The 12,157-nt window shown below is 52.7% G+C and carries 9 protein-coding genes; 6 read left to right on the forward strand and 3 right to left on the reverse strand.

Features of this window, described 5'->3' with window-relative positions; translation table 11 throughout:
• Nucleotides 1-113: 113 nt before the first annotated feature.
• The 4 genes from ETC05_RS06350 to ETC05_RS06365 all read left to right on the forward strand — a co-directional run bounded on the left by ETC05_RS06350 (nucleotide 114) and on the right by ETC05_RS06365 (nucleotide 5,146).
• Nucleotides 114-1,691 carry a benzoate-CoA ligase family protein gene (locus ETC05_RS06350; RefSeq protein ID WP_171660618.1) on the forward strand — a complete coding sequence of 526 codons (1,578 nt, stop codon included), beginning with the start codon at nucleotides 114-116 and terminating at the stop codon, nucleotides 1,689-1,691.
• Nucleotides 1,692-1,715: 24 nt separating this feature from the next.
• Entirely contained in the window at nucleotides 1,716-2,165 is a 450-nt protein-coding gene (locus tag ETC05_RS06355) for an acyl-CoA thioesterase (RefSeq protein ID WP_171660619.1), read from the forward strand.
• 73 nt (nucleotides 2,166-2,238) lie between these two features.
• Nucleotides 2,239-4,017 (forward strand): adenine deaminase C-terminal domain-containing protein, encoded by a 1,779-nt coding sequence (locus ETC05_RS06360; RefSeq protein ID WP_171660620.1) that lies wholly within the window; start codon nucleotides 2,239-2,241, stop codon nucleotides 4,015-4,017.
• 151 nt (nucleotides 4,018-4,168) lie between these two features.
• Nucleotides 4,169-5,146 (forward strand): bile acid:sodium symporter family protein, encoded by a 978-nt coding sequence (locus ETC05_RS06365; RefSeq protein WP_171660621.1) that lies wholly within the window; start codon nucleotides 4,169-4,171, stop codon nucleotides 5,144-5,146.
• Nucleotides 5,147-5,308: 162 nt separating this feature from the next.
• On the opposite strand, the gene ETC05_RS06370 is transcribed toward ETC05_RS06365, so the two are convergent.
• The 3 genes from ETC05_RS06370 to ETC05_RS06380 all read right to left on the reverse strand — a co-directional run bounded on the left by ETC05_RS06370 (nucleotide 5,309) and on the right by ETC05_RS06380 (nucleotide 7,908).
• Nucleotides 5,309-6,130 (reverse strand): rhamnogalacturonan acetylesterase, encoded by an 822-nt coding sequence (locus tag ETC05_RS06370; RefSeq protein WP_171660622.1) that lies wholly within the window; start codon nucleotides 6,128-6,130, stop codon nucleotides 5,309-5,311.
• A 250-nt stretch (nucleotides 6,131-6,380) separates the two neighbouring features.
• The gene (locus ETC05_RS06375; RefSeq protein WP_171660623.1) at nucleotides 6,381-6,836 is read right to left on the reverse strand and encodes a CBO0543 family protein; all 456 of its coding nucleotides are present in this window, start codon (nucleotides 6,834-6,836) and stop codon (nucleotides 6,381-6,383) included.
• Nucleotides 6,763-7,908: a DUF2515 domain-containing protein gene (locus tag ETC05_RS06380; protein WP_171660624.1), complete on the reverse strand. Its 1,146-nt coding sequence runs from the start codon at nucleotides 7,906-7,908 to the stop codon at nucleotides 6,763-6,765. The genes ETC05_RS06375 and ETC05_RS06380 overlap by 74 nt, the downstream gene beginning before the upstream one ends.
• An 84-nt stretch (nucleotides 7,909-7,992) precedes the next feature.
• On the opposite strand from ETC05_RS06380, the gene shc reads away from it, so the two are divergent.
• A complete protein-coding gene (gene shc, locus ETC05_RS06385) occupies nucleotides 7,993-9,849 on the forward strand; it encodes a squalene--hopene cyclase (protein WP_031409036.1) in 1,857 nt (618 codons plus the stop codon).
• A gap of 243 nt (nucleotides 9,850-10,092) precedes the next feature.
• A complete protein-coding gene (locus tag ETC05_RS06390) occupies nucleotides 10,093-11,343 on the forward strand; it encodes an esterase/lipase family protein (RefSeq protein WP_171660662.1) in 1,251 nt (416 codons plus the stop codon).
• The last annotated feature ends 814 nt before the right edge of the window (nucleotides 11,344-12,157 follow it).

Genomic DNA, 12,157 nt, shown 5'->3' on the forward strand with positions numbered 1-12,157 from the left:
CGAAGCCCTTAAAAAAGGATAGGTGCATCCTTTCGAGGGCTTCGCTGCCCAGTTTGTTTGGCACGCCGATTTACCGGGCAGTTCAATTTCATGAGGAATGGGATGGTGAAACGATGGAATTGCGCGGGTTCGGAAGGCTGTACAATGCGGCGGGGTTGTTTATTGATCATAACGTTCATAGCGGATTAGGCGATAAAACGGCGATTTATTACCGCGATGAGCAAATTTCGTACCGAACATTGCAAGAAAAAGTGAACCAGACCGGCAATATGCTGCGGGAGCTTGGCTATCGGATGGAAGACAGGCTGGTGATGATCTGCCACGATACCCCCGAGTTTATCTATACGTTTTTTGGCGCCATCAAAATCGGGGCAGTGCCGATTCCAGTCAATACGATGATGCAACCGTCGGATTATGAATATTTTCTGAATAACAGCCGGGCGAAAGGGTTGGTCATTCACGAAGATTTATGGGAGCGCCTTCAGCCGATTCGTGAGCGATTCGCTTTTTTGCAAGATGTGATTGTTATTTATGAAAACGCTAACAATTCTGTTGAGGGAACGCTTTCCTTTCATCGGTTGCTCGTCCGCGCTGGTCGGGAGTTGACAGCAGCGCCGACGAACAAGGATGATGCGGCATTTTGGCTGTTCAGTTCAGGAAGCACGGGTGATCCGAAAGGAATCATCCATTTGCAGCACGATATGGAATATGTGCTCAACACCTATGCGAGACAGGTGCTTGAAATCAATGAACATGATCGCTGCCTTTCCGCATCCAAACTGTATTTCGCTTATGGTCTCGGCGGGGGAATGTACTTTCCTCTAGGCGTCGGCGCCTCGACCGTGCTTGTGAAAGAGCGGCCTTCGCCGGAGGTGATGTTTCAGGCGATTGAAACATACAAGCCGACGATCTTTTTTGGCGTGCCAACGTTGTATGGTGCCATGATTGATTATGTGGAAAAAGCGGGCAGGCGCTTTGATGTTAGCTCATTGCGTGTTTGTGTCTCCGCCGGCGAAGCGTTGCCGCCCTCGTTTTATTATAAATGGAAACGGCTGTTTGGCGTTGACATTTTAGACGGCATCGGTTCGACGGAAGCACTGCACATTTTCATTTCCAACCGCATTGGCGACGTCAAACCGGGAAGCTCCGGAAAAGAAGTCCCAGGCTACGAAGTGAAAATCATTGATGGACAAAGGAATGAATTGCCGCCAAATGAAGTAGGCGACTTGATCATTCGCGGCGACTCGATCGCCCATGGATATTGGAATCTTCATGAGCAAAACAAACAAAAATTCGTCGGCGAATGGCTGTATATCGGTGATAAATATTACCGCGACGAAGAAGGGTATTACTGGTATTGCGGGCGCTCCGATGACATGTTGAAGGTCGGCGGCATTTGGGTTTCTCCGATCGAGGTAGAAAACTGTTTGTTGCAGCATGACGATGTGTTGGAAGCGGCCGTGGTAGGTGTGGAAAATGAAAACGGGTTAGTGGTTCCGAAAGCATTCGTCGTGTTGAAAGACGGCGTTCCTCGTTCGGCCGAGAAGGAAGAAGAGCTCAAGCAATTTGCAAAGCAACATCTGGCCCACTATAAATACCCGCGCATTATCGAATTGATCGACGAACTCCCGAAAACAGCCACCGGAAAAATTCAGCGTTTTAAACTGCGGCAACTATTGAAACAACGATGAACGAGGCGAAAGGAACGATCGACTATGAAGCAAAATGAGTTTCAGCTGCGCGTTAACTTTGGCGACACCGATGCAGCTGGCATCGTCTATTATCCAAACTACTTTAAATGGTTCGATATTGCCGCCCATCAGTTTTTCCGCAGCATCGGGCTGCCGCCGGCGAGATTGATGAAGGAGCAACATATCATTCTGCCGTTGTTGGATGTTGGCTGCACGTTTGAGTGTCCATTGTATTACGACGACATTATTATGATTCGAACTACAGTTGAGGAAGTCAACCGTAAAACGATTAAATTGCGCCATGAAGTGTTCCGACAAGATGTGCGGACCGGCCATGGATTTGAGTTGCGGGGTTGGGTGAAAGAGGAGAACGGACGCATGTTTGCTCTGTCGATTCCTGATGATGTCCGACAGCTGCTGGAAGAAGACGGTGTAGGGGCATGCGTCCATATGAATCCGCTGCTAAATGCTTAATGATGCGAGAGCCAAGTTCGCCTTGTTGCGTCTTGGCTTGCTTTTTCTCTAATTCGAGAAAGGGGGAAGAGAAGTGATTCGAATAGCGAAGCGGACGGAGTTGATTGAAGTGGCGCAAGGGCGCCGTCCGGCCGATATCGTCATTCAAGGCGGAATGGTCGCTAACGTCTATTCCGGTGAATTTTTGCGCCAAAACGTCGCTATTTATCAAGATGCGATTGCCTATGTTGGGGAAAACGAGGTCGCCGTTGATGAGCATACGGTTATAATTGACGCAGAAGGGATGTATGTGTCCCCCGGGTTCATTGAGCCGCATGCCCATCCGTGGGTGCTTTACAATCCCGTCAGCATGACGGCCAAGGTGTTGCCGCTCGGCACGACAACAACAGTCAATGACAACTTATTTTTTTATTTGCACTTCGGTCCCGATGGATTTCGGCAGCTGGTTGAGGATTTGCGGGCATTGCCGGGCAATTTCTTTTGGCTTGTTCGTTTGGTGTCGCAAGCTGATTTTCCAGGAGAGCGCGATTGGTTCGACCCGCAGGAAATCCGAGAGCTGCTCGAGATGGATGAAGTCGTCGGGACGGCGGAAGTGACAAGATGGCCGTTGTTGTATCAAGGTGATCCTTTTTTAGTCGATACGATTGAAACAGCTAAACGCTCTGGAAAAGTGGTCGATGGTCATACCGCTGGCTGTTCGTACGAGAAGCTCAACAGCATCGCTGTGAGCGGTGTCAGTTCTTGTCACGAAGCCATCACGGCTGAAGAGGCGCTTCATCGCTTGCGGCTCGGCCTATGGACGGCGCTTCGTCATAGCTCGCTCCGCCCGGATTTTCCTGAAATTATCCGCTTAATTACCGAGAAAAACGTGAGCACACAGCGGATTACGATGACCGTAGACGGTCCACACCCAGGCTTCATTGAGCGGGAAGGGTTTGTCGACGGATTGGTCCGGAAGGCTGTGGAGCTTGGCGTACCGCCGATGACCGCCCTGCAAATGGCGACGATCAATGCGGCGACGTATTTGCGGTTGGACGATGAAATCGGCGGCATCGCCCCGGGGAAACTGGCGGATGTCATTTTGCTCCCTGATTTGGTCACTTTCAAGCCGTCGCTTGTTATTTCCAAAGGAAGCATCGTCGCCCGCGACGGCAAGTTGCTCGCACCGCTGCCAGCCATTGATTGGAATCGATATGTGTCAAAAAAGCCGTTTTTGTTTGCGAAAGAGCGGCTTGATGATGAGCGTTTATACCGCTATCCGCACCCGGAGCCGGATCAGCCAGTACCGGCCGCGTATTTTAAAAGCAATGTCATTACCGAACGGAAAGAGGTGGCTCTTCCGTCCATTGACGGCTATGCGGATCTTTCCCAGCATCCAGGGTTGTTGTACGCCTCGTTGATCGCTCGCAATGGCCAATGGGTTGCGAAAGCCATTTTGGGACGGTTTGCCGTCGATATTGACGGCATGGCGTCCACATACAACACCACGACCGAGCTGCTTGTCATCGGCAAACGTCCAGAAGCGATGGCGGCGGCAGCGAAGCGGGTGCATGAAATGGGCGGTGGAATTGTTGTCATCGATGGCGGCCGGCCGGTGGTGGAAATTCCGCTGCCGTTTACCGGCATGATGACAACCGACCATTCGTTTGACACGGCTGTCCGTTTCCATGATGAGCTGCTGGCCGCTCTTCAAGAACGCGGATTTCCGTTCCATGATATTTTGTATACGCTGTTGTTTTTGACATGCGACTTTTTGCCAGGACTTCGCTTGATTCCGTACGGGTTGTACGATGTCAAACGGAACGAGATTTTGCTGCCGGCTGAAAGGATCGGGGAAAAGGTAGCGAAATAAGCAATAGCGCGTGCGGCCAAAGCCCAATCGTCGGCCATCGGTTTCATGGAAAATCGGTTATTCTCATCAGGCGATGACGATGTATAATTAAGAGGGTAGACGAATCGAAGGCGATGATCCTCGCTCATGACTAGATTTGGAGATGAAACCGATGTGGCAATCGATCAACCGTCGGCTTGAGAAGGCGCTGCCGTTTCTTACGCCGGCGAGTGTGGCAGCCGGCGTCTGGCTAGCGGACGAACTGCACCGCTATGCCGCGCTTGTGCCATGGCTGTTTGCGTTCATGACGTTTAGCGGCAGTTTGCGCTTGCGCTTGAACGATTTGAAAGCAGCGCTGATCCATCCTGCTCCGATCGTTGCGGCGCTGTGCCTCCTTCACTTTGTCATCCCGCTCTGGGCGTTTGGGCTTGGCCATCTGTTTTTTGGCAGCGACCGTTTGACGGTGGTCGGGTTTGTGTTGGCGGCTGCCATTCCGACCGGGGTGACGAGTTTTATTTGGGTGTCGCTCGGCCGCGGAAACTTGGCGCTTGCCCTTTCTGTCATTTTGATTGATACGTTTTTATCGCCCATCATTGTGCCGCTGACATTGCTTGTATTAGCCAAAAGCGTGGTCGAGCTCGACGTGGGTCAGATGATGCTCGGTTTGTTTTTGATGATTATTTTGCCGTCATTCGCCGGCATGTTCGCGAGCGAACGGCTGTCTACTCAAGCGAACGAGCAGTTGGCGGCGGTGCTGTCGCCGTTTTCCAAGCTGGCGCTGGCGTTTGTCGTCATGATCAACAGCGCGGTCGTTGCCCCGTATTTTGGCCGTGTTGACGCCCGGCTGTTTTTCATGGCGTTGCTCGTCTTGGCGATCGCGAGCTCCGGTTATGTTCTTTCTTGGATGGCGGCCCGATGGCTCGGGTTTGCCCCTTCGGATATTATTGCGTTAACGTTTATCGGCGGAATGCGTAACATTAGCGCCGGTGCGGTGCTGGCCATGACCTATTTTCCACCGCCAGTGAGCGTGCCGGTCGTGCTCGGCATGCTGTTTCAGCAAGTGCTTGCGTCCCTATACCACCGCTTGTTGAACAAAATGTACCATTCACCATCGAGCGGCAAAGCGCCATACGTCGGAAGCGCCCGGTAGAGATGGAAAGGGCAGGTGGTATGCTGGCTATCAGACAGCGCCTAGCGGGAGTAAAAAGTGAAAAAACACCCGTCCTAGGTGGGGCGGGTGCGGGAAAAAGCAGGTGAGGTGCTGCCGGCGTTACGGCGTTTCAGCGCTGAGGCGGTCTAGTGACCGCCTGGCTTAACGGTCTCGTATAGGTTCTCGTTCCGGTGAACAGATGAGGTGGCGGCGAAGAGGAAGGTTGAGTTCGACAATCCCTTCAGCGACGAGCCGGGCGATTTCTTTCGCCCCCCGCCGGTGAAAGTGGGTGTTGTCTTTGATGCCGTTTGGGTAATTACGGTGTTCGCCCGGCTCAAGCCATAAAAAGAGCCGTTTCGTCTGTTCCGGGCCGAGCTGTTCAAACCGTTGTCTGCTTTTTGCCGTCAAATCGATGACCGGAACGTGCTCTCTCTCCCCAAGCGCCTTCATGGCCGCAGGATAAAGTCCATGCGAGTTGAGCGCCCGCCCATCCGCAGAAAAGCGCCGCCGCTCGACCGGAGTGATGAGGACGGGAATCGCCCCTTTCACGCGGGCGCCGTCAATATATTGTTTTAAATATGCTTGGTAAGAGGCGAACGGTTCGGTGTAACGCTCAGGATCGTTCGCCTTTTCGTCGTTATGGCCAAACTGGATGAACAAATAGTCTCCTTGCTTGAGCTCGTGCAAAATGCGATCGAGCCGTCCTTCCTCAATAAAACTTTTCGCACTTCGGCCGGAAGCGGCCCTATTTTTCACGATCACCTTATCGTCAAACCAATCCCCCAGCATTTCGCCCCATCCAGCCCGAGGAGCGAGGGAAGGGGGGGCGGCGGCCACTGTAGAGTCTCCGGCCAAATAAACGGTCGTGACGGTTTCTTTGCCTGCTTTGGACGCTTTTCCATCTGTGGCTGTTCTGGATAGAAGAACAGCGGCGGCGATGATGATGATCCCCCACCATACGAAAGCGCCTTTTGTTCTTTTCAATCACTCCCCTCCCATCCGACAGCGGCTCGTTTTTTTCCGCCGGTTTTGGTTGGCCGTGAAAACGCTCATCCCCCTTGAGTCGCCATTTCATGCCTAGGTGGAGAGCAAACGTTGCTCATGGACCTTTTCTGTGAAACTCCCGCGCCGGCAAGCGGTGATGTTCATCCCCGGGTGGAGGGCAAAAGGTTGCCCATGGATCTTTTCTGTCGTTATCGTGGCTTGTGGTTCACATGTTTATGCACCGTCTTAGTCAGTCCATTCTCTGAAATCGGCGGTAACATTTCCAGATCATTGCAAGAAATACGCCATAGCCGACAAGCGAATACCAGTGGCTCCATTCAGGGGTGTGAATGAACCAGCCCACTTCTTCCGCTTTCGACTCGAATGCCGATATCAATGCTGATAGCGAGAGGATGGCAGCTGCCCGTCCGATGCGTCCAAGCCGCTCCATGAAGGCAAGAAACAAAACGGTGCCAAGCGGCAGCACGATAACGGTAAAGAAAATATCGATCGAAAAGACAGAAGGAAAGGGACGTTTCGGAAACGTATACAGCCCTTTTCCCACAAAATACAAATCCAAATACGTCCCCGCCCAGGAAGCGAGCAGCGCCGAAGCCATGTAGGCGCGGCGGCTAGCGCGCGTGAAAGAAGGCGTGTTTGGCGATGATCGCCAGCTCCATTTTTTCGAGCGTTTCACAATAGGCATTGACCATCTCCCCATTCACTGATGCTTCCATTTTCACAAGATAGTGGACAACGTGCGGGTCCGTAAACCAATCGCCGGGTTCGGCCGCTTCGTGGACGATGTTTTTCCACGCGTGACGAAGCTGCGGGCTGTACAGGCGCGGGGCGCCGGGAACGATTCGGCAATCGCGGATGCGGCGGCGGTACGGCTCCCTTGGGAACGACTCGCACACGTCGTTAAACAAATGCGGCCAATAGTCTTTGCGCGAGCCGGTATGCGGATGTCTTGACGCCCAATGAACGATTTTTTCCAGCGTTTCACTGTCGTCGAACAAAATGGCGTACAGCCGTTTGCCGAGCAAAATACGTTCATGGAGCGACTCAAATTGATGGAGTGTTTGGCCAATCAAGGCGGTGCCGCCCTGGCCGTCGTCATACGGGAACAAAATGTGATTGAAATGGAACAGCTCTTGCAGTTTAAACCCGAGCGTCTGAAAGACCGTTTGCCGAAATACGGGATGTTGAACGACCCGTTGCTCCAAGTAGTTTTGTTCGTTAATGACTAGGGCGATTGCCAACGTGTACGGGTCGCCGCGGCGCCAAAAATGTTGCCATATCGTTTCCATAAACGTCGAGACGCCAAGCCATGGCAATAAATAAAATAACGGCTCTCCCCGCTTTTTGCTTTCCTCATACAACAAAAACTGCGGATAAATGTCTTGGAAAATGAGCCAATTGCCGCGCTCCAAAAAGGCGAAAAACGACTGCCGCTCGTCTTCCGAGAGCAGCCTCATGAGCAGTTCCCCTTTTAAATCGGTCATATTCCAGCCGCCGTTGCGCGACACCATATGCCCTAAAAATGCCCAATGAATTTCGCGATGGCGCAAGTAAAAATTGAGATAGGCCGCTGTCCGGGTGACATTGTTTTCGTTTTGCTCCGCCGTCACCGCCTGGATGCGGCGGATGAGCTGCCGCTCTTTGGCTGTCAGATCGCGTTCTGATACCGCCGTTGTTCCTTTCTTTTTCTTCAACTCTCGATAGACATCAACGAGAGAAAGGGGAAGAGACGAGGTTTTCGGTTTACGACAACGCATGATGACCTCCTTTTGGCGCATCATGGGCTCGCCAATTGAATAAATATGGAAAGAAACGGGATTTTCGAAAAAAGGTGGCGATGAATGGTGGCTGATGAACGAAGTGTGCTCATTGATGCGCTCAAACAGTCCCAAGCAGCTGATGGATCGTGGCGGTTTCCGTTTGAAACCGGCATTTCCACCGATGCCTATATGATCATTTTACTGCGGACGCTCGAAATAAATGATGAACCATTGATCCAAGCGCTCGTCGAGCGAATCGAAAGCCGTCAGGAGGCAAACGGGGCGTGGAAGCTGTTTGCCGATGAAGGAGACGGCAACGTGACGGCAACAACCGAGGCGTATTATGCCTTGCTTTACTCCGGCTACCGAAAAAAAACCGATCCGCACATGCAAAAGGCAAAAATGCGCATTTTGGAAATGGGCGGTTTAGAGAACGTCCATCTATTTACAAAAGTGATGCTGGCTTTGACCGGACAGCACCCATGGCCTAGACGGTTTCCGCTGCCGCTTGCCTTTTTCCTTCTCCCCCCGTCGTTTCCGCTTAATATGTATGACCTTTCCGTGTATGGAAGGGCGAACATGATTCCGCTTCTGGTCGCCGCGGAGCGCCGGTACAGTAGGAAAACGGCGAAAAGCCCAGACTTGTCTGATTTGGCCGCTTCCCGCGGAGGTTGGCGGCTGCCGGAAAACCGGGCGCTATGGTCATACATCAAGCGAGCGTTGACCGGTTTTCCAGACGAGCTGCACGATGCCGCCAAACAACGCGCCGTCCGTTATATGTTCGGTCATATCGAGCCGGATGGAACGTTGTACAGCTATTTCAGCTCGACGTTTTTGTTCATTTTTGCGTTGCTCGCGCTTGGTTATCCAAAAGACGACCTGCATATTGCCCGGGCTGTTCGCGGTTTGCGCTCACTGCGAACCGAAATCGATGGGCATACGCATATGCAATATACCACCGCTTCCGTCTGGAATACGGCGTTGGCGAGCTATGCGCTGCAGGAAGCGGGCGTGCCGTCGACTGACCGGACGATTGAGAAAGCGAACCGCTATTTGTTGTCGCGCCAGCACATTCGCTACGGCGACTGGGCGGTGCACAATCCGCACAGCCTACCGGGCGGCTGGGGATTTTCCGATGTGAATACGATGAATCCGGACGTCGACGATACGACCGCCGCGCTGCGCGCCATCCGTCGGGCGGCGGCCAAAGAGACGGCGTTTCGCCATGCGTGGGACCGGGCGAATCGATGGCTGTTTTCAATGCAAAACAATGACGGCGGGTTTGCGGCGTTTGAAAAGAACGTAGGCAAACGGTTTTGGCGGTATTTGCTGATCGAAGGGGCGGAATTTTTGTTGATGGACCCGTCAACAGCGGATTTGACCGGACGGACGCTTGAATATTTCGGAACGTTCGCTGGATTAACAAAAGACCACCCCGCCGTCGCCCGCGCCGTCGACTGGCTGCTTGACCATCAGGAAGCTGACGGCTCGTGGTATGGGCGCTGGGGGATTTGCTATGTATACGGCACATGGGCAGCGGTGACGGGGCTTTCGGCTGTCGGCGTCTCGGCCGATCATCCGGCGATGCAAAAAGCTGTTCATTGGCTTTTAAGCATCCAAAATGCTGATGGCGGCTGGGGTGAGTCGTGCAAAAGTGACGGAGCAAAAACGTATGTGCCGCTTGGCGCCAGCACGCCCGTCCATACCGCTTGGGCGCTCGATGCACTGATCGCTGCCGCCGAGCGGCCGACCCCGGAAATGAAAGCCGGTGTTCGCGCCCTAGTCCGTATGCTTCATCACCCGGATTGGACCGCCTCGTACCCGGTCGGACAAGGGATGGCCGGCGCCTTTTACATCCATTATCATAGCTACCGCTATATTTTTCCGCTGTTGGCGCTCGCCCATTACGAGCAAAAGTTCTGTCTGATTGCCAATTAGCTAACAGCCCATACATGGGTAAAAGCGAAGGAGATGATTGAACGAAAGATCTCCTAGAGTGGAGAGTTCTTCTGCAGTTAGCCAGAAACGAAATGCATCAGTATAGAAGTGGGCCTTCTCTTTCCCTCACAAGAAAATCCGACAATTGCCGGGATTGAATATCCTGATTATTATGTATAGAATATTCAGGCAATTAACCATAAGGAGGTTCAGTCTATTCGAGGGGAGGAGAAGGAGAGCATGATGAAATGCTGTCGGGTTCTGTTTCTGTTGCTCGGATTATGGTTTGTGTTCGGTCTATCGATCGCGGGAGGGCGGGCCGAAGCGGCAGCTTCACGCGCCAATGATGCCCCCATCGTGCTTCTCCATGGTTTTACCGGCTGGGGAAGGGACGAAATGGTTGGATTCAAGTACTGGGGCGGCGTGCGCGGCGATATCGAACAATGGTTGAACGACAACGGTTATCGAACTTATACGCTGGCGGTTGGACCGCTCTCAAGCAATTGGGACCGAGCGTGTGAAGCGTATGCTCAGCTTGTCGGCGGGACGGTCGATTACGGGGCAGCCCATGCGGCAAAGCACGGTCATGCGCGGTTTGGCCGCACGTATCCCGGCCTGTTGCCAGAATTGAAACGGGGCGGCCTCATTCATATCATCGCCCATAGCCAAGGAGGACAGACGGCCCGCCTGCTTGTCTCACTCCTAGAGAATGGCAGCCAAGAAGAGCGGGAGTACGCCAAGGCGCACAATGTGTCGTTGTCACCGTTGTTTGAAGGTGGACATCATTGTGTGTTGAGTGTGACGACCATTGCCACTCCTCATGACGGAACGACGCTTGTCAATATGGTCGATTTCACCGACCGCTTCTTTGATTTGCAAAAAGCGGTGCTGAAAACGGCGGCTGTCGCCAGCAATGTGCCTTACACAGACAGCGTGTACGACTTCAAACTCGACCAATGGGGACTGCGCCGCCAGCCGGGTGAATCGTTCGACCATTATGTTGAACGGCTCAAGCGCTCCCCGGTTTGGACGTCCACAGATACCGCCCGCTACGATTTATCCATTCCCGGCGCTGAAGCGCTGAACCGGTGGGTGCAAGCGAGTCCAAGCACGTATTATTTGAGTTTTTCCACCGAGCGAACGGAGCGAGGCGCATGGACCGGAAACCATTATCCGGAGCTCGGCATGAATGCATTCAGTGCAGTCGTCTGCGCTCCGTTTCTCGGTTTGTACCGCAATCCGACGCTCGGCATTGACGACCGCTGGCTTGAAAACGACGGCATCGTCAATACGGTTTCGATGAACGGTCCAAAACGTGGGTCGAGCGATCGAATCGTGCCGTATGACGGGACAATACAAAAAGGGGTTTGGAATGACATGGGAACGTACAATGTCGATCATTTGGAAGTCATTGGCGTTGACCCGAATCCGTTGTTTCCTATTCGTTCCTTTTATTTGCGCCTTGCCGGGCAGTTGGCAGGCTTGCGGCCGTGAACTACTCCCACTTAGCTTTGCTTAAAGTGGGAGCTTCTCAGTTCCGCGACGAAAGCAACCTTTCGTCTCCCTGAGCGTGACTTCGGGTCGTCCCAACCCTAGATATCCGACATGACGGAAGTTCTTTTCTACCTTGGCTATTTTACGAGTGGAAGGAATCTGCTTGGTTCTTGCCTATTCATTTGTCCACTCAACCCCCATATAGCCACTTATCAAGAAACATATGATCAGTTTATCATAAGATTTGGCTAACGCCAACCGAAATTCATCTCCCACTGATCGTTGGGCTACGCCCTTCACACGCTTGAAGTGGGAGACTTCTTTCGGAATTATGTTAAAACAAGCATTTGGCGAAAAAGAGGCTGACTCAAACGGCTGTCTACCTTTCAGGCAACATATCGTGCGGCAGAAGCAGTCAGTACGTATATATAGCGGATGAAAAAGGGTGCTCCCAGCCCTTTGGGGACACCCTTCCTTTCGGTTCACACCCCACACCGGCAAGCGGTGATGTTCATCCCAGGTCGAGGAACTATTTATCATCCATGGCCCCTTTCAAGGATCGCAATTGAATCGTGCATCCGGCTTCCCAGCATCGTTTCCCAAGCGAAAAACGTTGTAGCATCGGCCGTTCTTGTCGTCCATTCACTCATCACGATCAAGGGTAACAGCTGTTTTTCACCAGCCTCCGATGAAAATGCCGCGCCTTGATCGGTCATTTTTTAGGAGGCTGGTGATTTACTCGCGCAACCGCTTCTCGGAATCGTTTCTTGAGTAGAAAAAGCTTGTTGCATCAGTCTCTATGTTCGCGCATTCA

Origin of the sequence: Geobacillus sp. BMUD, from assembly GCF_013096845.1 — a bacterium.
Lineage (GTDB): Bacteria > Bacillota > Bacilli > Bacillales > Anoxybacillaceae > Geobacillus > Geobacillus vulcani.